We start from the raw sequence: 25,488 nt of genomic DNA on the forward strand, positions 1-25,488 counted from the left end.
GAATGACACAAGAACAAATGTTGGAACAAATCGTTAAACAAGTTATGAGTTCTATGAGTGCTGCTGCAGCTCCATCACCAGCAGCTTGCGGAACTGTTTCGAAAGCTGATTATCCAATCGGAGATAAAAGACCAGAACTGATCTTATCTGCTACGGGAAAAGCTTATAAAGAATTAACATTAGATAAATTATTAGCTGGCGAGTTGACACCAGAAGATTTACGAATCAGACCAGAAACGCTTGAACTGCAAGCGCAGGTTGCTGAATCTGTAAATCGTGATGCATTTGCCAGAAATTTAAGAAGAGCAGCTGAACTGATTGCTGTTCCAGATGCCCGTTTATTAGAAATCTACAATGCCCTTCGTCCATATAAATCAACTAAAGAAGAATTAATGGCGATTGCTGCAGAACTTAAAAATCAATACAATGCTCCTATCTCTGCATCTTTAGTTGCTGAAGCAGCAGAAGTTTACTATGCAAGAAAGCGATCTAAAGAATTTATCTAAGCAAGTATTTTAGGAAGTGTTGGGAGGACATAAGATGATTATTGCAGGAATAGATATTGGTAACGCCAGCACGGAAACCGCACTGGCCCGATATGTCGACGGAAAGCCTGAATTTCTCTGCAGTGGTATTGTTGATACCACTGGAATGAAAGGAACCCGTCAGAATATTCATGGAGTTTTCGCCTCTCTCAAACAAGCCCTTGAAAAAGCTGATTTAACCGTAGAAGATGTTGATTTAATCCGGATCAATGAAGCTGCACCCGTAATTGGTGATGTAGCAATGGAAACAATTACGGAAACAATTATTACGGAATCAACCATGATCGGTCACAATCCCTCTACACCAGGGGGATTGGGGATCGGCGTGGGTGTGACTGTAGACATAAGAGAAGTTAATAATTGCGATAAGGGCGAGTCAGTGATCGTTGTTATCCCCAGAGAAGTGGATTTTGAAGATTCCTCTCGGATTATTAACCATGCTGTTAATAACGGCATATTTATTAATGGTGCCATTGTCCAACGTGATGATGGCGTTTTAATTAATAACCGTCTTACAAAAAAATTCCGATTGTTGGATGAAGTTTCGCTGATTGATAAGGTGCCGAGAAACATGCGAGCTGCCATAGAGGTCGCCGCAGCAGGTTCGGTAGTCGAACAACTATCTAACCCATACGGAATTGCAACCGTATTTGATTTAACGTCCGATGAGACCAAGCAGGTTGTGCCTGTTTCACGTGCGCTTATCGGGAATCGTTCAGCTGTTGTTATCAAAACGCCGGCAGGGGATGTCAAAGAAAGAAAAATCCCGGCTGGTCAAATTATTATTCAGGGTACGAACAAAAAGGCCCAGGTTAATGTCGATGACGGCGCTGAAAAAATCATGGATGCAATACGTTCCGTAGCTCCTGTAGAAGATATTAGAGGGGAAGCTGGCACGAATGCTGGTGGAATGCTTGAAAAGGTCAGACAGGTCATGTCGCACCTGACAGATCAACTACCAAGTGCAATTAAGATTCAGGATTTATTAGCCGTTGATACATTTGTGCCGCAAACGGTCAAAGGCGGGGTGGCGGAAGAGTTTTCGATGGAAAATGCCGTCGGTATTGCCGCCATGGTTAAGGCAGATAAATTACAGATGAACATGATTGCCCATGAATTGGAAGCTGAACTGGGTGTAAAAGTTGAAGTGGGCGGAGTTGAAGCCGATATGGCCATCCGTGGTGCACTTACCACACCAGGTAGCAATAAACCTTTAGCAATTATCGATATGGGTGCTGGATCGACTGATGCAGCAATTATTAACAGGGCAGGTGAAATCAAATCCATTCATTTAGCAGGTGCCGGTAACATGGTCACGCTGCTAATCGCTTCGGAATTAGGATATGACAACATGGCGCTGGCAGAAGATATTAAAAAGTATCCCCTGGCTAAGGTTGAAAGTTTATTCCATATTCGTCATGAAGATGGAACTGTTCAATTTTTTGATAAGCCATTGGATCCCAGAACCTTTGCCCGGGTGGTTATTTTAACACCCAATGGAATGGTGCCAATGCCGGGGAATTACTCCTTGGAGCGAATCCGAGCTGTCCGACGCGAAGCAAAGACAAAAGTATTTGTTGTAAATGCCATTCGTTCATTAGAACGAGTGAGTCCGACTGGAAATGTTCGGGATATTGAATTTGTTACTCTGGTTGGTGGATCGGCTCTCGATTTTGAGATTCCCCAATTAGTAACAGATGCCTTATCCAAGTATAGTATTGTTTCCGGACGGGCGAATATCAGAGGGGTTGAGGGTCCGCGTAACGCAGTCGCCACCGGTTTGGTACTTGCCTACGAAGAAGGTGAATAAGATGCGGATGGATTTTGATGCTCCAAAACCAGAAATAAAAATAGTCCATGGGAAAAATATAATGTTTCAAAAAGTTGTTGACGAAGTATTGCACGGAATTGAAGAGGAAGGCGTGCCATTTTCCATCGAAGAATTGGAAGATGCCAATCCAGTTGAGCTTGCTTTTCGGGGTGCAGAACTTTCGCATCTTGGTGTAGGCATTGGAATTACTGAAAATGAAGTTGTTCTTCATTTTATCAAATTGAAAGAAGATCAGCCAATTTTCAGAATTCCAGCTTACAGTAACGAAGCAACATTACGGGCAATTGGAAGCAATGCTGCCCGACTGGTAAAAAAAATGCCTTTCAAAAATCTGGATAATACGGAACTGTCGTAAGGAGGGGTTGATTTGAATAGAGGAGAGGCCATTGGCCTAATAGAAGCTATTGGGTTGGCCACAGCGGTTGAAGCTGCCGATGCGGCAGTCAAGTCAGCAAATGTAAGACTGATTGGCTATGAAGCGTGTAAGGGTGACGGGATGTCAACCATTAAGGTGGCTGGTGATATTGGAGCTGTTAAGGCAGCAGTTGATGCGGCTACAGCGGCTTGTGCTAAAGGTCGTGGCGTTTGGGCAACCAAAGTGATTGCTAGACCCAGTGAAGGAATTGAAAAATTAATTTACAACAGTGAAACAGTGGGTTATGACCCACCGGTAGAACCAAAAGCTGAAGTTGTCACTATAGAAGAAAATGAAGAAACAGCAGAAATAAACTCAGAGGAATAATTGCTGAGTCGGCTGAAGGATTCAGACAGAAATGATCTTTTGAAGAAAAGGTGCTAGCATGAACGAAAATGAAAAACAAGTAATTGAGCAAATCGTAATTAACACAGTTAAAAAACTGATTGCTGAAAAAGATAGTCCGAATCGTGTAGTATTGGGAATCTCCAATAAACACATCCATCTTTCAAAAAAAGACATTGAAACACTTTTCGGAGAAGGTTATGAACTGACCAATATGAAAGACTTAAAGCAACCTGGACAATATGCAGCAAAAGAAACGGTTAAAGTGATTGGGCCAAAGGGTTGTTTTGACAAGGTTCGAATTTTAGGACCCGCCCGGCCGGAAAGTCAGATTGAAATTTCACTGACAGATGCCAGAACGCTGGGAATCAAAGCGCCGGTTTGCGAATCGGGACAGCTGGAAGGAACACCGGGGATTATCCTCGAGGGTCCATGCGGAACCGTTACCCTCACGCATGGTGTGATTGTTGCCCTACGGCATATTCATATGCCTCCTGATATTGCCCAAAAGTTAGGCATAAAAGATAAAGACTGGGTCAGTGTCGAAACATGTGGTGTTAGAAAAACAATTTTCTGCAATGTACTCGCGCGTGTATCCGATAAATTCGACTATGAAATGCATTTGGATACTGATGAAGCGAATGCGGCAGGACTTAACAACGATGATTATCTAAAAATAATCCCAAACAGGTGAAACAATGGATTGGAAATCTGGTAATGACGCAATATTGGAATTCGCAGAATTAATCCGGGAAAAAAAGCCAATGCTTACACAGGTGAGCTAAAAGTTGGCGTCGATCTCGGGACTGCAAATATTGTCATCGCAGTGGTTGATGAAAATGATCGTCCCATTGCTGGAGCGACTCAAGGCGCGTCAGTTGTTCGCGACGGAATTGTCGTTGACTATCTCGGTGCGAGTCAAATTGTACGAAAACTTAAAGGTGAGGTTGAAGGTATCCTGGGTGTTGACTTGACATATGCCAAGGCCGCCACAGCCATTCCTCCTGGTATCCTGGCGGGGAATACAAAGATTATTTCCAATGTGGTTGACTCAGCCGACTTTGTGGTAACAAATGTGGTTGATGAACCGACTGCAGCTGCAACGGTGCTTGGCATCCAAAATGGTGCGGTCGTTGATGTTGGGGGTGGAACCACTGGAATTAGTATTCTCAAAGATGGTGAAGTTATTTTCACAGCCGATGAAGCGACCGGAGGGACACATATGAGTCTGGTACTGGCAGGTTTTCATCACATTAGCTTTGAAGAAGCAGAAGAACTTAAAAAGAACGAGTCACAGAAAAAAGTCTTCCCGATTATTAAGCCCGTGGTACAGAAGATGGCTTCCATCGTCAACCGCTTTGTGATCGGGTATGATGTTGACGTTATTTATGTGGTCGGTGGAGCGTGTGTCTTTAATGATTTTGAAAAGATTTTTGAAGATGAAACAGGCATCAAGACCATTAAACCGGTAGAACCATTATTGGTAACACCCTTAGGGATCGCCTTTAATTGTCAAAGGTAAGAAATGTGGTGATAGAATTTGGACATGGAGAAAATGCTCGAAAACGGATTATTGGATGTACTTATTCAAAAAATCGTTGACGAGGTTGTCAGGCGAATAAAAAATCAACCTAAAAAAGCAGTTGTTTTCTTTACGGGAGCGACGATTGGTTTTAAGGATTCGATGGATTCACTGTTGAAATTACAAAAAGATGGTTGGCAATTAAAAGTTGTTCTTTCTGATGATGGCATGAAGGTGTTAGATCCTGTTGCGATTCAAAAAGAATTAAATCTTGATGTAATTTACCACAGTGGCAACATAAAAAGCCAAAAAGAGCTATATGGATCGGCAGATATGTTTGTGATCGCTACCATGAGCGTGAATACGGCTGCTAAACTGGCGGTGGGAATAACTGATACAGTGCTGTTATCGCTCATTAATCATGGATTTATGGCTGGAACGCCAGTAGTTGCAGCAGTTAATGCCTGTAATCCGGATGATCCTCAAAGAGCATCACTGGGGATGGGCAAATCATCGCCTAAATATCGGGAAATGTTAAATAATAACATTGAAACACTGCGTGATTTTGGGATGAAGTTAGTATGTGGCAAAGACTTATATGCTACTTGTGTTGGTGGAACTCCCACAGAAACAAATGATTTAATCGTTACAAAGACAGCTGCCCCAGCTAAAAGCGAAGCGGTGGTAAATCAGGTCTCAGCTCATAATACTGGTGAGTGTCTGATTGATAAAAACGTTATCTCGCGGGTTGATATTTTAAAAGCCCGGGGATCAAATGTGATTAAGATACCTTCAGCATCAATTTTGACAGGGTATGCAGCGGAAGCCGCCAAGGAATTTGGGCTTCAGATTATCAGGGTTTAATAAGGGTGGTGAATATATGCAGTTAGCAAAAGTAGTTGGAAACGTCGTATCAACCCAGAAAGATCCGAATCTTGTGGGATGTAAATTATTAATCATTAAAAAAATTGATGAGTATGGTGAATTTGAAAAATATTCAAGTTCGTCGACAGCAATAGCCGTTGATTCAGTAGGTGCAGGTATCGGAGAAACGGTGATCGTAACGTCGGGGAGCAATGCCCGTTATGTTTACGGTGACAAAATGGCTCCGCTGGATATGACTATTGTTGGCATTGTTGACGAAATTCAGATTGTTTAGTGGGGTGATGTGATGCCAAATGTATATACCCGAGGAGGGGACAAAGGGGAAACGGGTCTTTTTGGATCCAGTCGTACCCCGAAGGATAATATCCGTGTCGATGCATATGGAACCATGGACGAAGCAAATTCGGCCATTGGTTTAGCATATTCACTTTGTGATGATCAGGAAATCAGAGAAATACTGCACTATCTGCAGAAGCGCATTTTTGTTCTCGGAGCAGAACTTGCCAGCGATGAAAAAGGCAAGACCATGCTGGCGGACAAAATTACTCAGGCAGATGTGGATTACATGGAATGCACGATGGAACACTATTTAGCAATTATTGGTCCTCAAAAGGCGTTCATTATTCCTGGTGCCAGTCCAGCATCAGCAGCTTTACATGTTGCCCGCACCGTTGTCAGACGCGGTGAGCGATTGATTGTAAAATATAATCGCGAAAATGAAGAAAGTCGTCCAGAATTGGTAAAATTCGTCAATCGACTCTCGGATACCCTTTTTGTGCTGGCGCGGACAGTTGAGTTTAATGGTGTTGTAAAACAAATAGTCGACCGGGTCAAAGAAAAATTGAATCTGTTAGAAACTGAGCAAGCAGAAAGTATCAATGAAGACACGTGTGATAAAGAATATAGTCTACTGACACTGGCCAAGAAAATGGCTGCTGCTGCCAGAGTAAAGGCTGAAGAAATCAATGTCCCCATTGTCTTTTCAGTGGTCGATTCCGGTGGAAATTTAGCCTACTTTGAACGGATGGAAGATGCTTTAATGGTCAGCATTGATATTTCAGTGAATAAGGCCTATACTGCCAATGCATTGAAAATGTCCACGGATAAAGTTGCCAGCGTCGTTAAAGAAGATGGCTCTCTCTATGGCCTCCAATGGACCAATAATGGTCGGATGGTCGTCTTTGGCGGGGGATATCCTTTAAAAGTCAATGGCGAAGTCATTGGCGGAATTGGCGTAAGTGGTGGAAGTGTCGATGAAGATATGATTATTGCAAAGAGTGCGTTAGCTGTGTTATAAAAATACTAATTAATCAGGAGGAAGAAAAATGACGACTACTGGAAAATTATTAGATATGGCAAAGAAAATGGCAGAAGCGGCGGCTGCAAAAGCAATCGAAATCGATGTACCAATGGTTATCGTAATTTGTGATGCCAGTGGTAACACCGTATTATTTAACCGGATGGAAGATTCTTTATTGGCCAGTATGGATATCGCAACCAATAAGGCTTATACTGCAGTTGCTCTTAAAATGGGCACCGATCAGGCAGCTGACCTTGCAAAAGAGTCAGGACAACTTTTTGGAATTGCGAGCTGCGATAAAGGAAGAATGGTTGTGTTTGGCGGTGGCTTCCCGATTTTTGAAGCGGGTAAAATCATCGGCGGTATCGGAGTAAGCGGCGGCAGTGTTGCAGAAGACATGACTGTTGCTCAAGCTGGACTAGACGCTATAAAATAAGACAAAAAATTAACACGATCCAGGAGGTACCTCGTATGAATATAGATACTACAGGTATAGAATATATTGTAAAAAAAGTAATGGCAGAAATCGATTGTGCAGTTGAAGGCGGAAAGCCACTTAAAGATGGTGAGCTTGGGATCTTTAATGATATGGAGAACGCCATTGATGCAGCTTATGAAGCGCAGAAAACCTTCATGAGACAGCCAATAGCCTTTCGAAGCAAATTGATAGCAGCGATGCGGGCAGAAATGCTCAAAAAAGAAAATATGGAAATGATTTGCCAGTTGGCAGTTGAAGAAACTGGCATGGGAAATTATGAACATAAACTTTTAAAACATGAATTGGCAACAGTAAAAACACCCGGTGTGGAAGATCTTGTTGCCGATGCCTTCACTGGTGATGACGGGTTAACCTTAATTGAACAGTCTCCATTTGGCGTGATTGGCTCAGTTTCACCTTCGACTAATCCCAGTGAAACAGTTATCTGTAATTCAATTGGCATGTTAGCGGCAGGAAATACAGTCGTATTTGCACCCCATCCCAGCGCAAAAAAAACCAGTGCTTTAACAGTTAAATTGTTAAACAAGGCGATTTTAGAGGTTGGTGGTCCGGAAAACCTGATTGTTACAACTGCAGAACCAACAATTGACAGTGCCAATACCATGTTTGCCAGCCCCAAAATCACCATGCTTTGTGCTACCGGTGGACCAGGTGTAGTCAAGACTGTATTACAGAGTGGCAAAAAAGCGATTGGAGCTGGTGCCGGAAATCCTCCAGCGCTGGTTGATGAAACCGCTGATATCGAAAAAGCCGGGAAAGATATTATTGATGGTTGTTGCTTTGATAATAATCTTCCCTGTATTGCGGAAAAAGAAGTTGTTGTCGTCGAACAAGTTGCCGACTACCTGATCTTTAACATGAAGAAAAATGGTGCTTATGAACTGAAAGACGCCAAGAAAATTGCCGAATTGGAAGAGCTGGTTATTCCCGGTGGTCGCCTGAGTCGTGACTATGTGGGACGAAGCGCCAAAGTAATTCTTAAAGGTATTGGAATTGACGTTGACGACTCCATCCGGGTAATCATTATGGAAACCAGTAAAGATCATATCTTCGCTGTTGAAGAATTAATGATGCCAATCCTTCCCATTGTTCGTGTAAAAGATATTAAAGAAGGAATTGATGTGGCTGTTGCGCTGGAACATGGTAATCGACATACTGCGATTATGCATTCAACAAATATCAATAACTTAACTGAAATGGCAAAAAGAGTGCAAACCACTATTTTTGTTAAAAATGGCCCTTCATATGCTGGTATCGGAGTTGGTGGGGAAGGCTATACAACCTTTACCATTGCTGGTCCGACCGGTGAAGGTCTAACATCTGCTAAGACATTTACTCGTAAACGAAGATGTGTATTAGTAGGAGGATTTACGATTAAATAATAGAGGTGTTGTTCATGAGCGCAAATTTAGTAGAATTGGTACAAAACGCCGGCATTGTAGGTGCAGGCGGGGCAGGGTTTCCAACCCAGGTCAAATTAAATTGCAAAGTTGATACCGTCGTTGTCAACGGAGCAGAATGCGAACCACTATTGCGCGTCGATCAACAACTGATGGCACTGGAGGCTGTTAAAATGTTAACGGCACTCCAGGCTGTTATGGATCACACACAAGCAAAGGAAGGCATTATTGGCCTCAAGAAGAAATATACACCTGCTATTGAAGCATTAAACAAAGAATTACCAGCATTTCCCAAGATTAGAATGCACTTGTTAAAGAATTTCTATCCAGCGGGAGATGAACAGGTCCTTGTTTATGAAACAACGGGACGGATTGTGCCTGAAGCCGGAATTCCGTTAAATGTTAATACATTAGTTATAAATGTGGAGACACTTTTGAACATTTATGATATAATGGTAGACAATAAACCGGTTACAGATACATATTTGACATTAACAGGTGAGGTTAAGAATAAGCTCACAACAAAGGTACCACTTGGTATTACTGTTCGCGAAGCTTTGGAATTAGCCGGCGGAACAACCATCACGGATTTTGTCGTGATCAACGGCGGACCGATGATGGGTAAAATCGTCGATTTAGAGTCAACGATTACAAAAACAACGAAAGGACTGATTGTTTTAGCAAAAGATCATCCATTGATAATTTCTAAGACAAAGTCCATCAAGGAAACCATGAAAATGGCAGGGATGGCTTGTATGCAATGTAACTATTGCACCGAGCTGTGTCCGCGATACGCTTTGGGCCATAACCTGGAACCCCATAAGTTAATGCGGATTGCTGCCTATGGTTCAACCTGCGATACGTCCACTCAAGCTACAAACGCTTTTCTATGCTGTGAATGTGGCTTATGTCAATATGCATGTGTAATGGACTTACAACCTTGGAAGTTCAATACCATGCTAAAGCGAGAACTGGGAAGTAAGGGGATCAAAAATCCTCACCACAATGCACCAACATCAGCTGTGCCCTTCAGAGAAGGCAAACAGTTTAACGTTTACCGTTTGGTATCACGATTGGGACTGACGAAGTATGATCTTCCGGCTCCGATGGTTGAAACGGATAAGACGTTTACTAAAGTCAACCTATTATTGTCACAACATATAGGTGCTCCTGCAGTAGCAGTTGTAAACGTTGGGGATCATGTGGAACGAGGACAACTTATCGGGGATATTCCTGAAGGTAAACTGAGCTCAAAAGTTTTTGCTAGTATTAGCGGTAGGATTTCAGCCGCGGATAGTGAAAAAATCACTATCGAGTCCTAAATCATATTTTAAGGGGGATAATTATGGACTTTACAATGTTAATCGCCGCATTTGGCGGTGGCGTCTTAGCCACATTTATGGGCGGGATCACAGCCTTTGTTTTCACCGGTTTAACCGTTTTGGCGGCAATCATGGGTGGAGATTTTGGGGCACCTGCAATTGGTATTATTAGTTTTGGTTCTTGGTTTGGTCCACATGTTGCCTTCGCTGGTGCTGTAGCTGGTGCTGCGTTTGCAATGACAAGAAATCATATTGAAAATGGTCAAGACATCGTAACACCACTGGTAAAATTTGGTGATCCAATGGTATTGATCGTTGGTGGTATCTTCGGTATGGTTGGTTTCCTGATCCAATACATTGTTGGACCACTGGTTGGACCAATTCTCTTTAATGGTATTTTGGGAGAAGGCGCTGCCGGCTGGACCGACACTGTTGCTTTCACCGTAATGCTGTCTGGTATTATTGTACGTTTAGTATTTGGTAAAACTGGTATCACAGGAAAAACACCAGCTGGTGAAAAACGCGAATGGATTACTACTGGAAGCCGTTTAGGATTTGTTCTTACTTACGGCGCAGGTATTGGTATCTTAATTGGTGGCGTTGCTGCTACATTAGGTACATTAGGTTTAGTTGGCGGAAGTGAAGAAGCTGCATACTTATTCTCAATGACACCAGTAATTGGGTTCTCTGTTGCTGCTATCTCACTGATCCTGATTATGTGCGGACATTATTTTGAAGGATGGCATCATATTGTTTTACCTTCTGGTTCAACCGCAGTAATCGTATTCTCAGCTACATTGAATCCGTTTGCTGCCATTATTGGCGCAGCAATTACAGGTATGTTCACAGCATTTGTTGGTGAATGGGCTGCAAAAACTTTAAATAGCCATTGCGATACCCATATCGACCCTCCTGCTGTAACAATCTTTATTACACAGTTCATTAACTTTACAATTTTAGGCGGATTCATTTTCGTTTAAAACGCATTAACGCAATCTGGTAAAATAAAAACATTCACAGTATAGAAAGAAGTGGTATTTTGAAAAAAGCAGTTGGTTTTATGGAATTTAAGAGCATTCCAGTTGGTATAGAATCCACTGATGAAATGCTGAAATCCGCTAATGTTGAGCTGCTGATGGCATCACCCTTATGTCCTGGAAAATACGTCAGTATTATTGCTGGAGATGTCGGTGCTGTTGAGGCGTCAATAAAGAATGGGGCGCATGTGGGTGGTATCCATATGTTAGAATCTCACGTTATACCGAATATTCACCCTGATGTTCTGCCAGCAATGCTAGGCGCTGGGGAAATCGGTGATGTGAAATCGCTGGGTATTGTTGAAACGATTAATGCAATTTCTTCAATTTTAATCGGAGATATTTGTGCGAAAGCATCAAACGTAGAACTCCTGGAAATTCGAATTGCTAGAGGCTTGGGTGGTAAAGGCTTTGTATTAATCACTGGCGAAATTTCTTCTGTTAAAATGGCCATTCAAACGGCCCAGACGGAAATGGCAGAATCGAATCTCATTACGAGTTATTCGGTAATATCATCTCCACATAAGGATATTGCAAAAATTCTATTTTAACTGAAGATTAAAAATTAAAATGTATAAAAAACAAATGGCTTCGGTCATTTGTTTTTTATACATCAAAATTCTGTTTTTTATAAGTGCACCAAGGCCATTTATAAAAAATAGAAGGAAAATTACGTCATTAAAAAGGAGATCGTCATGGCTCGTAAAAGTAAACCTAAATCACAATTAACAAAGGACACAGCTATTCAAAGTGGTTCGGATCTATCGAATTCAAGTGAAGTGGGGAATGAAGAAGTGGGAAAATTGGACGATTTTATAAAAAAGGTTGGCAGAGTGATCACGGGCAAAGAGGATAATGCCGAGGATTCGAGTGATAGCAATCCCAAGAAATCGGAAGCATCAAAAACTGAGGTACAGGTAGAAGTCGAAAAAGAATTAAAGACAGAAGCCAAAGCAGAAGCAGAGGCAAAAGCCAAAGCAGAAGCAGAAGCAGCGGCGAAAGCCAAAGCAGAAGCAGAGGCAAAAGCCAAAGCAGAAGCAGAGGCAAAAGCCAAGGCAGAAGCAGAGGCAAAAGCCAAAGCAGAAGCAGAGGCAAAAGCCAAAGCAGAAGCACAGGCAAAAGCCAAAGCAGAAGCAGCGGCGAAAGCCAAAGCAGAAGCAGAGGCAAAAGCCAAAGCAGAGGCAAAAGCCAAAGCAGAAGCAAAAGCCAAAGCAGAAGCAGAGGCGAAAGCCAAAGCAGAAGCAGCGGCGAAAGCCAAAGCAGAAGCAGCGGCGAAAGCCAAAGCAGAAGCAGCGGCGAAAGCCAAAGCAAAAGCAGCGGCGAAAGCCAAAGCAGAAGCAGAGGCAAAAGCCAAGGCAGAAGCAGCGGCGAAAGCCAAAGCAGAAGCAGAGGCAAAAGCCAAGGCAGAAGCAGAGGCAAAAGCCAAAGCAGAAGCCAAAGCAGAAGCAGAGGCAAAAGCCAAAGTAGAAGCAGAGGCAAAAGCCAAGGCAGAAGTAGAAGCGAAAGCCAAAGCAGAGGCGGAAGAACTTGCTCAAAAAGCAGCAGAAGCAAAAGCAGCTGCTGAGAAGAAAGCTAAGGCAGTGGCAGAAAAATCCAAGGCACTAATCGAAAAAGTGCATCATAAAGTTCAGGAAGAAGCAGCTGCAATTAAAAAAGCAGCGATTGAGAAACAAGCGTTGGAAGAAGCAAAAAAACAGGAACAAGCAAAAAAACAAGCAGAGCTTGAAGCCAAAAAAGAAACTGAAGCCAAGGCAGAATTAAAGGCCGAGCAAGAAGAAGCACAAAAAATCGAGCGGGCTCGTCAAAAAGAAGCCGAAGAAAAGGAAAAAAACAAAATCGAGCTGGAGGATCGGCTACGGAAAGAAATCAGGAATAAAGCAAAAGAACTGCAAGAATTGACGGCAAGTGCGATTGAACGTGCAATTGCAAAAGAAAAAAACGTTCGCGCAGAAATTGCCGAAAAAAGAAAAAAAGCTCAAGCTGAAAAAGAACAGGCAAAAAAAGCTAAAAAAGAAAAAGAACTACCGTTTCATCTTCTATAAAAATTTAGGAAGTTCCTTTTGATATCTCAAAAGGAACTTCTTTTTTGATAAATGACTGTCATGGGGTATGCATGCATTTGACTATACAATTAATTACGATTGTAATATAATAAAGTAGAATAAAGTAAAATTAAGTACAGGAAAATGAGGGAACAATGTCATACTTAGCGCTCTATCGAAAATATCGGCCACAAACTTTCGATGAGGTTGTGGGACAGGATAGTATTACGAAAATACTAAGAAATCAGATTAAGTTTAACCGAGTTGGACACGCTTACCTTTTCTCCGGAATTAGAGGAACCGGAAAAACATCGTTGGCAAAGATATTTGCAAAAGCAATCAATTGTCCCAATGGAATTGATGGAAACCCATGCAATCGCTGTGATGTTTGTTTGAAAATCGATCGTCCGGGAGTAATGGATATCATCGAAATCGATGGTGCTTCCAATCGCGGCGTCGATGAAATTCGCGAAATTCGTGAGCGCATAAAATATCCGCCGACTGTTGGCAAGTACAAGGTATACATTATCGATGAAGTACACATGCTCACAAAAGAGGCTTTTAATGCGCTATTAAAAACGCTGGAAGAACCACCGGAACATGCCGTATTTATATTGGCGACAACAGAACCGAATAAATGTCCGGTGACAATTTTATCCCGTTGTCAACGCTATGAAATCCGTCCGATACCGAAAGCGTTAATCATCGAACAGATGAAAAAAATCTGTCAGGATATTCAGGTGACCATGTCCGATGAGAGTTTTGATTTTATTGCAAGCCGGGGGGAGAACTCAATGCGTGATTCTCTCAGCTTATTGGATCAGATTATTGATCTCAAGGATGAAGCTGGCCATGTCACGGTTGAAGACCTACTGGCGTTTACTGGTATGGCAGAAAAACAGGCTATTGGTGACCTGGTAAAACTGATTCTTGCTCATGACAGCGCTGGCGTCTTGAGTAACTTACGGAACCTGGTTGATAATGGTAAAGATTCAATACTGTTAATGGATCAGATCATCGAATTTCTACGGGGAGTGCTGATTACAAAAACAGCAAAAGACACGGCTAAAGAAATACTACTCTGTAGTCCTGATGACTTTATCATATACCAACAATTAGGAAAAGAATTAACGTTTGACCGACTATATCGAATGATCAGCCTTTTAATAGAAGAAAAAAATAAACTCAAATACAGTAATCTACAGGCAATTATCGTTGAAATGGCTTTGTTAAAGATATGCCTCGGTGATCAACAGACAGCTTTGATTCCGGCGGTCGAAACAGTTTTCCAAAACAACGAAAAAAAACCGCTGCTGCAAAGTAGACCTCACGATAGGCTGGAGAAAACATGCCGAAAGTCAGAAATTCAGGCAGAGTCACTAAAACGTCCAGCTGAATATGAAATAGTAAAAAGTGAAATAAGCAAGTCGGCGGCAGATGTTATTTCGGTGCCAGCAGAGAAATCTGAAACAACTAATAGCGCAGACGAGGGGCCGGAAGGTGAATCGGACAAGGCTCCGGTTCATGCAAAATCGGATATTAAAATAAAAAGTGGAAGCAGCCGTCACGATGGGATGCTATTCTTTAAAATGCTTTGTGAAGAAATCGGAAAAACAAACTCAGGTCAGGCTATGTTTTTAAAGCGCGGTGAACCGACGTTGGAGGATGAGACACATCTTTTGATTGTTTATTCGCCTGAAAACAGAAACTTTTACCAGTTTGTCAATAAACCAGAGTTAATTAAAGGTTTTGAAATGGCTCTTTTGCAAAAGTTGGGCAAGGAAATTTCGATCACAATTAAACTGGAAGACGAGAATTTTAACGAACTTGACCTGGTCGAAAAAACCTTGAGAATCGTTAATGATCAGGCAGTAAAAATAATCAATGCCGATGACGAACTGTAAAATTAGGGTAAAAAGATAGTGATAATCATAGACCATTAGTGTTATAATAATGAAGTTATTAAGAATAGAAAATCACAGGAGGATAGAATGGCAAAAAGAAAATTGCCGGTCGGAATGGGCGGCATGGAAACATGAATAACATGATGAAACAAGTGCAGAAAATGCAACAAGATATGGCGAAGTTACAAGCCGAACTGGAAGAACGTGAAGTAGAAGCTACTGCAGGCGGTGGTGCTGTTAAAGTGGTTGCAACAGGAAAAAAAACGATTCTGTCAATTAAGATCGATCCGGAAGTGATTGATGAAGATGATATTGAAATGCTGGAAGACCTGGTGGTTGCTGCGGTCAATGAGGCCATCGTCAAAGCAGAAGACATGGTTAATGCTGAAATGGGCAAAATTACCGGTGGAATGAATATTCCAGGTTTAATGTAGTGCTCGATGGGTTATTATCCAAAAACCCTTGAGCGGTTGGTTCTGGAGTTGGGTAAACTACCGGGGATCGGAGAAAAATCAGCACAACGATTAGCCTTTCATATTCTTAGCCTCTCGGATGAAGAGATTGCAAGCTTATCTGAGGCACTAACGTCTGCTAAAGCTAAAATTGGACTATGTCAGAAGTGTTATACCATCACGGATAAAGAAATCTGCGATATTTGTGAGAATCCGAAGCGGGATCAACAAACCATCTGCGTTGTACAAAACAGCCGGGATATTTTTGCAATTGAAAAAACCCGGGAGTATAATGGGCTGTACCATGTTCTGCATGGTGCCATCTCACCGCTGGACGGGATTGGACCGCAGGACATCAAAGCCAGAGAACTATTACTGCGTCTTGGAGAAAATGACATTAAAGAAGTTATCATGGCAACAAATGCTACCGTAGAAGGGGAGGCCACAGCCATGTATTTAGGGAATCTGATCAGTCCCCTTGGTGTAAAAGTCACCAGGTTGGCAAAGGGTATTCCCATCGGTGCGGATCTTGAATATACAGATGAAATCACATTAATTAAAGCCTTTGAAGGAAGAAGTGAGATATAAACCTCTAATAATTAAAGGAGAATTAAGATGTTTGTTAAAGAAGGAATCATTGCATCACCTGGTATTGTCATTGCGAAGGCACTTGTTTACGAAAAAGTCATAGTTGAAGTAAATAAAAATAAAGTTGAAGACCCAGACAAAGAAATCGAAAAGTTTCAGAATGCCATAAAGAAAAGTCATGAGCAGTTGGAAACAATCCGGATACAAGCAATTAGTGAGCTCGGGGAGGAAGAAGGTGCGATCTTTGAAGCCCATGCCATGGTTTTGGATGATCCGGAATTTGTTGAAGGGGTAGAAGCAGAAATTAATGATAGTCATCTCAGTGCCGACAATGCGGTTAAGATTGTAACCGATCGTTTTTATGAGATCTTTGATCAGATGGATGATCCCTATTTCAGCGCCCGGGCAGCCGACATAAAAGACGTCGGAACACGAGTGCTCCAGAATATTCTGGGAATTGTCCAGGCAGATTTATCCCAACTGGATGAAGATGTGATTATTATCGCCGATGATTTGACGCCATCGGATACGGCACAGATGGATAAAAAGCGGGTGAAGGGTTTTGCCACCAATATTGGCAGTCGAACATCGCATACCGCCATTATGGCCCGTAGTTTGGAAATTCCAGCTGTTCTTGGTTTGTGTGATATTACGGAGACTGTTAAAACCGGAGACTTAATGGTTGTTGATGGTTTGACAGGCAGGGTTTGCGTTAATCCCGGCAATGAAGAGTTGGAGTCCTACGAAAAAGAAAAACAAAAATATCTGGATTATTTAAAAGAGTTGGAAGAATTAAAAGATTTGGATGCGATTACGCTGGATGGCAGAAAGGTTGAGCTGGTTGGAAATATCGGCGAACCCAATGATGCGGCAGGAGTTCTGAAGAACGGAGGTGTCGGTGTTGGGCTATACCGAACCGAATTTCTGTACATGAACAGCGATGTAATGCCCGGCGAAGAAAAACAGTTTGCGGCCTACCGTTCAGTATTAGAAGCGTTTCCTGACGGGCCGGTAATTATCCGAACCCTGGATATCGGCGGGGATAAAAAACTCCCCTATTTGCCGATGGATGACGAACTGAACCCATTTTTGGGTTTACGGGCAATTCGTTTGTGTTTTAAAGAGGTCGGCTTATTTAAAATCCAACTCAGGGCAATCCTGCGGGCCAGTGTATATGGTCATGCACATATTATGTTTCCGATGATCTCCTCGATTACCGAGGTGAGACAAGCAAAAGCCATCCTGCAAGACTGCATGAAAGAACTGGATGATGAGCAGATTGCTTATGACAAGGACGTAAAGGTGGGAGTTATGATTGAAATTCCGTCGGCAGCGATTGCCGCCGACATTATTTCAAAAGAGGTTGATTTCTTCAGTATTGGCACAAACGATCTCTGTCAATATACGCTGGCGGTAGACAGAATGAATCAGGAAGTCTCATACCTATATGACCCGTTTAACCCAGCTATATTGCGTCTGATTCAATTGGTAACGGCTACGTCGGACAAAAAAGATCAGTTCTTTACCGGGATGTGCGGTGAAATGGCTGGCGATCCTCTGGCGGCAATACTCCTATTGGGTCTGGGTCTTGATGAATTCAGTATGAGTGCGTTATCAATTCCTCAGATTAAGAAGATTATTCGCAGTGTTCGCTATGAAGATGCAAAGGCCATCGCTACGGCCGCTCTTAATATGGAGACGGGTGAGGAAATAATGGATTTTGTACAGGAATCAATGAAAAAATTAAATCTATATAATTAAAAACAATCATTAGGAGGATTACAATGATAAAAAAAGAAGTAACAGTTTTAAATGCAACAGGTTTGCATGCCCGCCCTGCGTCAATGTTTGTGCAAACAGCCGGAAAGTTCAAATCAAAAATATTTGTAATCAAAGAAGGAAATTCAATTAATGCCAAGAGCATTATGGGCATTATGGCTGGCGGGATTTCTCAGGGAACAACCATTGAGATTCAGGCCGAAGGCGATGACGAAACTGAAGCAGTGGATGCACTGGTGCAATTAATTAATGATAAGTTTGGCGAATAGTTTCTTTGAAATAAAAAAATTAAGAAATAACTGTTAATTGAGGAGATTATGAGGTAAAATGAGATAAATATCACAATGAATAATGGAGGAATTAAAATGAGCAGTAACAAATTATATTTTGTTGGCGGACTTTTTCTGGGAACCATCATCGGCGGGACATTGGGTGTGTTGCTGGCGCCATCGTCAGGCGATGAAACTCGAAAGAAATTGATTGAAGGCACTGAAGGCGCACTGGGTAATGCCTATGATCAAGCCGTTGAATATGGTGAAAATCTCAAAGAACAATTCCAGGATATGCAAGAACAATTTACTGAACGGGTAAATGAATATAAGAATCAGATTGAAAGCAAAATTCAGGAAATTCAAGACGAAGTTGAACAGGATATTGCTGATCTGAGTGAGGAATTGGAAGCCCTTGAAAAAGAAGAAGCGGAGTCAAGTGAAGAGGCTGAAGTTGCAGCTAAAGAAGAGTAGAGGTTGGAAGTCATAAATGATAACGCTAAATTTTAGCTTGTGGGAACTGGCTCTATTACTTGTGGGTGTTGCCTTCGTATTTGGAACCGTTTATTTAGTTAAGCTGTTTAAAAGTCTGGCAGCAACCTTCGACACAACCACAAAGCTTTTGGAAGAAAACCGTTTGGCTCTTCACAGCATTATGGAAAATACCGACGATATCACAAAATCGACAGCCCAGATTGTGGATAAGTCAAATCTGATGGTAGATGAGGTTGAATTGGCGTTTAATACCATTAAACAGGATGTGATTGACCCCGTGGTTAAGGCCGCATCGATTTTGAAGAGAGGCTTGGGAGTTTTTCAAACCAGAAATAGAAAAGATAAGGTATAGGCCGTGGATTACAGCCCTGGGCCCAATGACGGTGGTTACCTCATTGGGCCTTGTTTTGAATTTACAGATTAATTGTGAAATGGAGATTATATGAGCAGTAACAGCATAATTGAAATGGAAAAAACAAGTATGGTCAGTATTAAAGGCGAAATCGACATTTATTCTATTGAAAAATTCAGGGAAATAATTGAAGAAAAAATAAGAACACAGGCCCCGGAAATCATTTTAGACTGTTCTGAGTTATCTTATATGGATAGCACCGGCATGGGGGTTCTCATTGAATTGCGAAATAAAACAAAAGAAATGGGACAAAAAATTATTATGATAAATCCACGGCCCAACATCAAAAAATTGTTGTCACTCACAGGCGTTGATAAGATCATTGAAATCGTAGACAACCCTGTAAACTAAGCAAATTGAGAAGGGGAAGAAGAATGGATAGTATAAAACTGACATTACCGACCAAACCTGAGTATGTCAGCCTGGCACGGCTAACAATTGCGTCAGTGGCAAATAATATGGGATTTTCAATCGGCGACGTGGAAGATCTGAAAGTTGCCGTATCCGAGGCGTGTACAAATGCCTTAAACCATAGTAAGAATACCGATACAACCTACGATTTGACCTATGTTGTTGAGAACAATAAATTAGTTTTTACGGTAACCGACCGAGGTATTGGTTTTGAGCCAGAAACAGTGGCCAAGCCGGATCTTAATGGCCAACAATTAGGGGGGTTTGGTTTATTTATCATCAAATCACTAATGGATAGGGTGGAAATAGTTAGTGAGAGAGGATCTGGAACCTCAATTACCATGATCAAGAACCTATCGACGACCCATGAAATATGAAAGAAAAATCAGTAAGGAAGATGTCAAAAAGCTATTTGCCGAGTACGAAGAAACACGGGATCGGGAGCTAAGAGATCTGATTATCGAGAATTATCTTTATATTCCCAAGATTCTGTCCCGGAAATATGGGCATAAGAACGGCGATAATGAAGATATTTTTCAGGTCGCCTGTCTGGGTTTAATGTATGCGGTGGAACGCTTTGACGTCAGTCGCGGCTATGAGTTTGATACTTTTGCCACACCAACGATAATTGGCGAAATAAAGCGCTATTACCGGGATCGAGAATGGCTGATCCGGATACCTCGTAAGGTTCAGGATCTCAATCGGGAGATAAACCAAACCCGAACGACCCTGGAACATAAGCTGATGCGGTCGCCAACGATCTCTGAAATTGCCGTGTATCTGGAGATATCAGAAGAGAGTATCATAAAAGCGATGGAAAGTAGCAATGCGTACTATCCGAAATCGTTATCAATGGAATATGAAAGCAATCAGGATGGACAGGAAGTCAGCCTGATGGATTTATTGGGAAACCTGGATAACAATATGGAAAATGTCGAGAATATCGATCTTTTAAAGCAAAAAATTCAATCACTTAATCCGGTTGAACGGATTATTGTGGAACAGCGATTTTTTCGGGGTAAAACCCAAAAAGAAGTGGCCGAGTTTATTAACAAATCCCAGATGACGGTATCGCGAATTGAAAAAAAAGTTATGAAAAAAATAAAAGAAGATCTATAAATAAATCTTTTTGTGGATTATTTTTTAGAAATAATATAAAATAGCTTTATACCAAAAAAACCAATTAAATCATTGGCAAAATAAGCGAGGGGGAAACAGCATGAAAACGTATCCAACAAAGAACATCCGTAACATTCTTATACTAGGTCACGGTGGGAGCGGAAAAACAACCTTGACTGAAGCATTGGCATTTAATGCAGGTGCCGTTGATCGTATGGGAAAAATTGACGAGGGAAATACCCTATCGGACTTTGATCCAGAAGAAAAAAGACGAAAGTTTTCAATTTCATCATCTATTATTCCTTTAGAATTTGGTGGACATAAGATCAATCTTATTGATGTGCCAGGTTATTTTGATTTTATTGGGGATGCCTATGCGGCACTTCGAGTGGCCGATGCGGTTGTTATCGTCGTTGATGCACTTTCGGGTGTTCAGGTCGGAACTGAAAAAGCTATCGAACTTTTGGAAAAAACAAATATTCCAGCATTTATTGTTGTTAATAAAATGGATCGTGAAAATGCCACCTTTGCCAAGGTGATGGACGAATTAAAAGAAACCTTTGGCAATAAGGTTGTGCCTTTTGAATTACCAATGGGTGAAGGAGAGGCGATGAATGGGGTTGTCAACATCGTTGATCTGACTGGTAGCCAGCGAAAAGACAATCGTTGTTTTGATGTGCCCATCACAGATGAAATGAAAGCAGAACTGGAACCCTATCGGGATATGATTATGGAGTCAGTAGCCCAAACCAGTGAAAGTCTGATGGAGAAATACTTTGAAGGTGAAGAACTGACCCGGAATGAAATCCATACCGGGATTCGTCAGGGGATCGATAATGGTGAAATAATTCCGGTATTGTGTACCTCTGCCGTTTTGAATATTGGGGTGGAAACCCTGGAAAACATGATTATAGAATACCTGCCATCGCCAGGCAAGGGGAAATTTGAAATTGGAAAAGATCCCCGGGACAAAAAAGAAATCGAGCGCAAATGTAGCAATAATGAACCATTTTCGGCATTGGTATTTAAAACGATTGCCGACCCCTATGTTGGCAAGTTATCAATTTTTAAAGTGATGTCAGGGGTTTTGGATCATTCAGTTGAAGTATATAATGCAACCCAGGAAGTTAAAGAAAAAGCCAATCATATTTACGTATTAAGAGGAAATAAACAGATCGAGGTCGAAAAGCTGGAAGCTGGGGATATCGGAGCGTTTTCCAAGTTAAATGATACGGTTACCGGGGATACCTTAACCAGCATCAAATCGCCCATCGTGTATGATAAAATAGAATTGCCCAAGCCAATTATATCGATGGCGATTGAACCCAAAACCAAAGCAGATATCGATAAATTGGCCACTGGCCTGCACCGTCTGGTGGAAGAAGATCCAACCATGACAGTGAGCCGAAATAAGGAAACCAAGCAAACATTGGTCTCCGGTTTGGGAGAGATGCATCTGGAAATTATTTCTCAAAAACTGAAACAAAAATTCGGTGTCGATGTCAATCTGGTTGATATGAAAGTGCCATATCGGGAAACCATTAAGAAAAAAGCAACGGCTGAAGGAAAACATAAAAAACAATCCGGTGGTAGCGGCCAGTTTGGTCATGTCTGGATTGATTTTGAGCCCGGCGATGATCCCAATGCACCATTTCAATTTGTTGATAAGGTTGTTGGTGGGGCGGTTCCGCGTAACTTCATCCCGGCCGTGGAAAAGGGTTTGGAAGCGTGTATGATTGAAGGTGTTCTGGCTGGTTATCCGGTTACTGGTGTCAAAGCAACGCTCTATGATGGATCCTATCATGCTGTGGACTCCGATGAAATGTCCTTTAAAATGGCGGCCACCTTGGCTTACCGCAAAGGCATGAAGGAAGCGGCACCAGTTCTTCTGGAACCAATTTATCACATTGATATTACCGTCCCGGAAGAGTATATGGGTGATATCATGGGTGATTTAAACAAAAAACGTGGGCGTATCATGGGAATGGAATCAGCAGCGGGGGGACGACAACGAATTTTAGCAGAAGCACCGCTGGCGGAAATGTTCAAGTATGCCACGGAGTTACGTTCGATGACCCAAGCGAGAGGTGAGTTTTCAATGGAATTCGTTCGTTATGAAGAAGCTCCAATGATTATTGCTGAAAAAGTTATCGCTGCGGCACAAAAAAGAAAAAGAACAATAAAGCTGACTTTAACAGCCTGAGGCGGGAAGAGATTCCCGCCTTTCTTTCTGCAAAGAAACGGAGTGGAATCGTGGTTGTTCAAATCAACAAGAGTATGTTATAATAATTCGATTAGGTTACGAAGGAGCAGTCAATGGAATTATTAGAAGAAAAAATCAGACAAGAAGGCCTCGTCAAAGGCCAGGGAATCCTAAAAGTGGATTCTTTTTTAAATCATCAGTTGGATGTGAAATTATTTGAAGAAATGGGAAAGGTTTTTGCCAAACGCTTTGCCGGAGAGGGAGTCAATAAAATCCTGACAATTGAGACATCAGGAATTGCCATTGCAACCAGTACCTCCAGGTATTTTGACTATTGTCCGGTGGTTTTTGGAAAAAAATATGTATCGCTTAATTTAGACGAGGAAATTTATTCCAGTGATGTCTATTCTTATACCAAACAGCAGGCTTATAAAATTATGGTATCAAAGAAATATCTAAATCCAACCGATCGTATTTTAATTATCGATGATTTTCTGGCCAATGGCAAAGCGGTCGAAGCGTTAATCGATTTAATCAATCAGGCCGGGGCCACCCTGGTGGGCGTGGGAATCGCTATCGAGAAAGGTTTTCAGGATGGCGGGGCGTTAATCCGTGAGCAGGGTGTCGCCCTGGAATCTCTGGCGATCATCGATGACATGAGTAAGGAAAAAGGGATTATATTCCGTGATCAATCAGGAAAGAAGTGAAACGATGGACAACAATGGACCCATTGGCGTCATCGATTCGGGCATCGGTGGTTTTACCGTCCTGAAAGCACTTCAAGACCGGCTGCCCAATGAAAATTATCTCTACTTTGGCGATTCAATGCGAATGCCTTATGGTGAGCGGGAAAACGACGAACTGATCATGCTGGCAAATACCATAATCCGTGATCTCGAAAATAGAGGGGTAAAAGCTGTGGTATTAGCCTGCAACACCCTTTCTTCGCTGATTGTTGAGCTGAGCGCCCGGGTGCCGCTCTTTAGTGTCATTGAAGCCGGAGTTCAGGAAACGCTCAACTGGCGGGATCGCGGTCTGGTTGGACTGATTGCCACAACGGCCACCGTCAAAAATCGGGGCTACGAAAAGGAACTGGAGTTGTGGACCCGGGAGGTCGAGTATATCGCTCAGGGAACCCATACCCTGGCCAAGGTCATTAATGATGGTCAGGGTGATTTAAAAATCCTGAAAAATAATATCCGAGAAGCCGTTGAACCGATTTTACTAAAAGGCATCAAACAAGGCATTATTATCGAAGAACTGTTACTGGGGTGTACTCATTTTCCGATTGTGGCAGTCACCATCCGACAAATGTACCCGGAGCTTGAGCTGATCAACCCGGCCAATGGCCTGGTTCGGCAGTTAAACAAGCACCTGACCGAGTTTAACTATTTCAACACCCAGGAGGAAGTTGGCAGTACCCAAATTCTCACGACAGCCGATTATGATATTTTCGAGCGAATGATCAAAGAATTGGAACTTGATTGTGATTCGCTGGAACTGACAGAATTGGAATTACCATAAACCTGCTCAGTACAGAAATTTAAAGAGATCATGGCAGTTGGTCGAAAACCAAGAATGACCTGCCATTAAAATAAGGAGTAACTATGACAACAGAAGCACCAGTAAAAAAAATAGTATATAGCGGCATCCAACCATCGGGAACCTTTACCATTGGCAATTATTTTGGCGCCATGAAAAACTGGGTAAAGATGCAGGAGGACTATCGTAGCCTTTTTTGTGTGGTTGATCTGCATGCCATCACCATGCCCCAGAACCCGGCCGATTTACGCAGACGGACTTATGAATCGATTGCGCTGCTGTTAGCCCTGGGGATTGACCCGGAAAAATCGATCCTTTATGTGCAATCAATGGTACCGGAGCATTCAGAGCTGGCCTGGATTCTAAATTGTTCAACCTATATGGGCGAACTGAGCCGCATGACGCAATTTAAAGACAAATCCCAAAAGCAGGGGGAAAACATCCGGGTTGGCTTGTTTGACTATCCGGTGCTGATGGCCGCAGATATTTTACTTTATCAAACCGATCTGGTGCCGGTGGGCAACGACCAGCGTCAGCATGTGGAACTGGCCCGGGACATTGCCATTCGTTTCAATCAGAATTTTGGTAACGTCTTTAAGGTGCCGGAAGCGTATTTTGGCGAGTCGGGAGCTCGGATTATGAGTCTTCAGGAACCAAATCGAAAAATGTCCAAATCGGATGAAAATGCCAATGCCTTTATTTCGTTGTTGGATGACTCTAAAACGATTGTCAAGAAGTTTAAACGAGCTGTTACCGATTCGGATATGGCTGTCTATCATAATCGTGAAGAAAAACCTGGGGTTTCTAATTTAATGGAAATTTATTCCTGTGCCACCGGAAAAAGTCTGGAAGAAGTCACCCGGGAATTTGATGGCAAGGGCTATGGAGATTTCAAGCTGGCCGTCGGCGAAACGGTCGCCGATACCCTTTTGCCAGTTCAAAACGAGTATCACCGGTTACTCGGTGAAAAGGCTTATCTGGAACAGATTATGCATGTTCATGCCGAAAAGGCCTCCCAGATTGCCTGGCGAACCCTGTCAAAGGTGCGCAAAAAAGTAGGTTTTGTGACCGTATAATATTCAGGACAGTTTTGATCACCATCTTCCAAAAAGGGATGGTGATTTTTTAGAATAGCGGATAATTAAGAGGGAGAAATTCAGAAAGGAAAAAC

28 protein-coding genes and 1 pseudogene are annotated in these 25,488 nt (G+C 42.2%); all 29 read left to right on the forward strand.

Going from position 1 to position 25,488, the window contains the following annotated elements; translation table 11 throughout:
- Positions 1-2: 2 nt before the first annotated feature.
- The gene (locus tag CHL1_RS04705) at positions 3-506 is read left to right on the forward strand and encodes a diol dehydratase small subunit (protein WP_070371830.1); all 504 of its coding nucleotides are present in this window, start codon (positions 3-5) and stop codon (positions 504-506) included.
- Between the two features lie 34 nt (positions 507-540).
- Positions 541-2,355, forward strand: coding sequence for a diol dehydratase reactivase subunit alpha (locus CHL1_RS04710; RefSeq protein ID WP_250934929.1), 1,815 nt, complete (start codon positions 541-543; stop codon positions 2,353-2,355).
- 7 nt (positions 2,356-2,362) lie between these two features.
- Positions 2,363-2,731 (forward strand): glycerol dehydratase reactivase beta/small subunit family protein, encoded by a 369-nt coding sequence (locus CHL1_RS04715; protein ID WP_228882360.1) that lies wholly within the window; start codon positions 2,363-2,365, stop codon positions 2,729-2,731.
- A 12-nt stretch (positions 2,732-2,743) separates the two neighbouring features.
- Entirely contained in the window at positions 2,744-3,118 is a 375-nt protein-coding gene (locus CHL1_RS18305; protein WP_070371833.1) for a BMC domain-containing protein, read from the forward strand.
- Positions 3,119-3,176: 58 nt separating this feature from the next.
- A complete protein-coding gene (gene pduL / locus CHL1_RS04725; RefSeq protein ID WP_070371834.1) occupies positions 3,177-3,830 on the forward strand; it encodes a phosphate propanoyltransferase in 654 nt (217 codons plus the stop codon).
- Positions 3,831-3,834: 4 nt separating this feature from the next.
- Positions 3,835-4,658, forward strand: a pseudogene (eutJ, locus tag CHL1_RS04730) (ethanolamine utilization protein EutJ).
- A gap of 51 nt (positions 4,659-4,709) precedes the next feature.
- The gene (locus CHL1_RS04735; RefSeq protein WP_250934930.1) at positions 4,710-5,522 is read left to right on the forward strand and encodes a flavoprotein; all 813 of its coding nucleotides are present in this window, start codon (positions 4,710-4,712) and stop codon (positions 5,520-5,522) included.
- 16 nt (positions 5,523-5,538) lie between these two features.
- Positions 5,539-5,817, forward strand: coding sequence for a EutN/CcmL family microcompartment protein (locus CHL1_RS04740; RefSeq protein ID WP_014356937.1), 279 nt, complete (start codon positions 5,539-5,541; stop codon positions 5,815-5,817).
- 12 nt (positions 5,818-5,829) lie between these two features.
- A complete protein-coding gene (locus CHL1_RS04745) occupies positions 5,830-6,840 on the forward strand; it encodes a cob(I)yrinic acid a,c-diamide adenosyltransferase (protein ID WP_148637432.1) in 1,011 nt (336 codons plus the stop codon).
- A gap of 28 nt (positions 6,841-6,868) precedes the next feature.
- Positions 6,869-7,279 carry a GlcG/HbpS family heme-binding protein gene (locus CHL1_RS04750; RefSeq protein ID WP_070371838.1) on the forward strand — a complete coding sequence of 137 codons (411 nt, stop codon included), beginning with the start codon at positions 6,869-6,871 and terminating at the stop codon, positions 7,277-7,279.
- Positions 7,280-7,314: 35 nt separating this feature from the next.
- On the forward strand, positions 7,315-8,724 hold the full coding sequence (locus tag CHL1_RS04755; RefSeq protein ID WP_070371839.1) for an aldehyde dehydrogenase family protein: 1,410 nt from the start codon (positions 7,315-7,317) through the stop codon (positions 8,722-8,724).
- A gap of 14 nt (positions 8,725-8,738) precedes the next feature.
- A complete protein-coding gene (locus CHL1_RS04760; protein ID WP_070371840.1) occupies positions 8,739-10,064 on the forward strand; it encodes a 4Fe-4S dicluster domain-containing protein in 1,326 nt (441 codons plus the stop codon).
- A gap of 23 nt (positions 10,065-10,087) precedes the next feature.
- Complete coding sequence (locus CHL1_RS04765) at positions 10,088-11,044, forward strand: DUF7973 family transport facilitator (protein WP_070371841.1); 957 nt, start codon at positions 10,088-10,090, stop codon at positions 11,042-11,044.
- Positions 11,045-11,103: 59 nt separating this feature from the next.
- The gene (locus CHL1_RS04770) at positions 11,104-11,652 is read left to right on the forward strand and encodes a BMC domain-containing protein (RefSeq protein WP_070371842.1); all 549 of its coding nucleotides are present in this window, start codon (positions 11,104-11,106) and stop codon (positions 11,650-11,652) included.
- A gap of 144 nt (positions 11,653-11,796) precedes the next feature.
- Entirely contained in the window at positions 11,797-13,143 is a 1,347-nt protein-coding gene (locus CHL1_RS04775; protein WP_070371843.1) for a hypothetical protein, read from the forward strand.
- 155 nt (positions 13,144-13,298) lie between these two features.
- Positions 13,299-15,047 (forward strand): DNA polymerase III subunit gamma/tau, encoded by a 1,749-nt coding sequence (dnaX, locus tag CHL1_RS04780; RefSeq protein WP_070371844.1) that lies wholly within the window; start codon positions 13,299-13,301, stop codon positions 15,045-15,047.
- 131 nt (positions 15,048-15,178) lie between these two features.
- The gene (locus tag CHL1_RS04785) at positions 15,179-15,481 is read left to right on the forward strand and encodes a YbaB/EbfC family nucleoid-associated protein (RefSeq protein WP_250934931.1); all 303 of its coding nucleotides are present in this window, start codon (positions 15,179-15,181) and stop codon (positions 15,479-15,481) included.
- Between the two features lie 6 nt (positions 15,482-15,487).
- Positions 15,488-16,087, forward strand: coding sequence for a recombination mediator RecR (gene recR / locus CHL1_RS04790; protein ID WP_070371846.1), 600 nt, complete (start codon positions 15,488-15,490; stop codon positions 16,085-16,087).
- Between the two features lie 27 nt (positions 16,088-16,114).
- Positions 16,115-17,848 (forward strand): phosphoenolpyruvate--protein phosphotransferase, encoded by a 1,734-nt coding sequence (gene ptsP / locus CHL1_RS04795; RefSeq protein WP_070371847.1) that lies wholly within the window; start codon positions 16,115-16,117, stop codon positions 17,846-17,848.
- Positions 17,849-17,871: 23 nt separating this feature from the next.
- Positions 17,872-18,135, forward strand: coding sequence for an HPr family phosphocarrier protein (locus tag CHL1_RS04800; protein WP_070371848.1), 264 nt, complete (start codon positions 17,872-17,874; stop codon positions 18,133-18,135).
- Positions 18,136-18,231: 96 nt separating this feature from the next.
- Positions 18,232-18,609, forward strand: coding sequence for a YtxH domain-containing protein (locus CHL1_RS04805; protein WP_070371849.1), 378 nt, complete (start codon positions 18,232-18,234; stop codon positions 18,607-18,609).
- Between the two features lie 16 nt (positions 18,610-18,625).
- Complete coding sequence (locus tag CHL1_RS04810) at positions 18,626-18,982, forward strand: DUF948 domain-containing protein (RefSeq protein WP_070371850.1); 357 nt, start codon at positions 18,626-18,628, stop codon at positions 18,980-18,982.
- Positions 18,983-19,096: 114 nt separating this feature from the next.
- A complete protein-coding gene (locus CHL1_RS04815) occupies positions 19,097-19,393 on the forward strand; it encodes an STAS domain-containing protein (RefSeq protein ID WP_242871621.1) in 297 nt (98 codons plus the stop codon).
- Positions 19,394-19,416: 23 nt separating this feature from the next.
- Positions 19,417-19,830: an ATP-binding protein gene (locus CHL1_RS04820; RefSeq protein WP_070371852.1), complete on the forward strand. Its 414-nt coding sequence runs from the start codon at positions 19,417-19,419 to the stop codon at positions 19,828-19,830.
- Positions 19,820-20,572, forward strand: coding sequence for a SigB/SigF/SigG family RNA polymerase sigma factor (locus CHL1_RS04825; protein ID WP_148637435.1), 753 nt, complete (start codon positions 19,820-19,822; stop codon positions 20,570-20,572). The genes CHL1_RS04820 and CHL1_RS04825 overlap by 11 nt, the downstream gene beginning before the upstream one ends.
- 100 nt (positions 20,573-20,672) lie before the next feature.
- Complete coding sequence (fusA, locus tag CHL1_RS04830; protein WP_250934932.1) at positions 20,673-22,775, forward strand: elongation factor G; 2,103 nt, start codon at positions 20,673-20,675, stop codon at positions 22,773-22,775.
- Positions 22,776-22,888: 113 nt separating this feature from the next.
- The gene (locus tag CHL1_RS04835) at positions 22,889-23,482 is read left to right on the forward strand and encodes a xanthine phosphoribosyltransferase (RefSeq protein ID WP_070371854.1); all 594 of its coding nucleotides are present in this window, start codon (positions 22,889-22,891) and stop codon (positions 23,480-23,482) included.
- A 4-nt stretch (positions 23,483-23,486) separates the two neighbouring features.
- Positions 23,487-24,299 carry a glutamate racemase gene (locus CHL1_RS04840; protein ID WP_070371855.1) on the forward strand — a complete coding sequence of 271 codons (813 nt, stop codon included), beginning with the start codon at positions 23,487-23,489 and terminating at the stop codon, positions 24,297-24,299.
- An 83-nt stretch (positions 24,300-24,382) separates the two neighbouring features.
- Positions 24,383-25,393, forward strand: coding sequence for a tryptophan--tRNA ligase (gene trpS / locus CHL1_RS04845; RefSeq protein WP_070371856.1), 1,011 nt, complete (start codon positions 24,383-24,385; stop codon positions 25,391-25,393).
- Positions 25,394-25,488: the final 95 nt, after the last annotated feature.

It is taken from the genome of Acetobacterium wieringae (genome assembly GCF_023700225.1).
GTDB classification, from domain to species: domain Bacteria; phylum Bacillota; class Clostridia; order Eubacteriales; family Eubacteriaceae; genus Acetobacterium; species Acetobacterium wieringae.

Bases quoted from the DNA above. Each gene is read 5' to 3' on its own strand.
- CHL1_RS04805 (WP_070371849.1), top strand. From the start codon at position 18,232: ATGAGCAGTAACAAATTATATTTTGTTGGCGGACTTTTTCTGGGAACC.
- CHL1_RS04815 (WP_242871621.1), top strand. From the start codon at position 19,097: ATGGAAAAAACAAGTATGGTCAGTATTAAAGGCGAAATCGACATTTAT.
- ptsP (WP_070371847.1), top strand. From the start codon at position 16,115: ATGTTTGTTAAAGAAGGAATCATTGCATCACCTGGTATTGTCATTGCG.
- CHL1_RS04760 (WP_070371840.1), top strand. From the start codon at position 8,739: ATGAGCGCAAATTTAGTAGAATTGGTACAAAACGCCGGCATTGTAGGT.
- CHL1_RS04750 (WP_070371838.1), top strand. From the start codon at position 6,869: ATGACGACTACTGGAAAATTATTAGATATGGCAAAGAAAATGGCAGAA.
- CHL1_RS04825 (WP_148637435.1), top strand. From the start codon at position 19,820: ATGAAATATGAAAGAAAAATCAGTAAGGAAGATGTCAAAAAGCTATTT.
- CHL1_RS04710 (WP_250934929.1), top strand. From the start codon at position 541: ATGATTATTGCAGGAATAGATATTGGTAACGCCAGCACGGAAACCGCA.
- recR (WP_070371846.1), top strand. From the start codon at position 15,488: ATGGGTTATTATCCAAAAACCCTTGAGCGGTTGGTTCTGGAGTTGGGT.
- CHL1_RS04810 (WP_070371850.1), top strand. From the start codon at position 18,626: ATGATAACGCTAAATTTTAGCTTGTGGGAACTGGCTCTATTACTTGTG.
- CHL1_RS04785 (WP_250934931.1), top strand. From the start codon at position 15,179: ATGAATAACATGATGAAACAAGTGCAGAAAATGCAACAAGATATGGCG.
- CHL1_RS04820 (WP_070371852.1), top strand. From the start codon at position 19,417: ATGGATAGTATAAAACTGACATTACCGACCAAACCTGAGTATGTCAGC.
- dnaX (WP_070371844.1), top strand. From the start codon at position 13,299: ATGTCATACTTAGCGCTCTATCGAAAATATCGGCCACAAACTTTCGAT.
- CHL1_RS04800 (WP_070371848.1), top strand. From the start codon at position 17,872: ATGATAAAAAAAGAAGTAACAGTTTTAAATGCAACAGGTTTGCATGCC.
- CHL1_RS04765 (WP_070371841.1), top strand. From the start codon at position 10,088: ATGGACTTTACAATGTTAATCGCCGCATTTGGCGGTGGCGTCTTAGCC.
- CHL1_RS04775 (WP_070371843.1), top strand. From the start codon at position 11,797: ATGGCTCGTAAAAGTAAACCTAAATCACAATTAACAAAGGACACAGCT.
- CHL1_RS04715 (WP_228882360.1), top strand. From the start codon at position 2,363: ATGGATTTTGATGCTCCAAAACCAGAAATAAAAATAGTCCATGGGAAA.
- CHL1_RS04835 (WP_070371854.1), top strand. From the start codon at position 22,889: ATGGAATTATTAGAAGAAAAAATCAGACAAGAAGGCCTCGTCAAAGGC.
- CHL1_RS04840 (WP_070371855.1), top strand. From the start codon at position 23,487: ATGGACAACAATGGACCCATTGGCGTCATCGATTCGGGCATCGGTGGT.
- CHL1_RS04705 (WP_070371830.1), top strand. From the start codon at position 3: ATGACACAAGAACAAATGTTGGAACAAATCGTTAAACAAGTTATGAGT.
- CHL1_RS04740 (WP_014356937.1), top strand. From the start codon at position 5,539: ATGCAGTTAGCAAAAGTAGTTGGAAACGTCGTATCAACCCAGAAAGAT.
- CHL1_RS04745 (WP_148637432.1), top strand. From the start codon at position 5,830: ATGCCAAATGTATATACCCGAGGAGGGGACAAAGGGGAAACGGGTCTT.
- trpS (WP_070371856.1), top strand. From the start codon at position 24,383: ATGACAACAGAAGCACCAGTAAAAAAAATAGTATATAGCGGCATCCAA.
- CHL1_RS04755 (WP_070371839.1), top strand. From the start codon at position 7,315: ATGAATATAGATACTACAGGTATAGAATATATTGTAAAAAAAGTAATG.
- pduL (WP_070371834.1), top strand. From the start codon at position 3,177: ATGAACGAAAATGAAAAACAAGTAATTGAGCAAATCGTAATTAACACA.
- fusA (WP_250934932.1), top strand. From the start codon at position 20,673: ATGAAAACGTATCCAACAAAGAACATCCGTAACATTCTTATACTAGGT.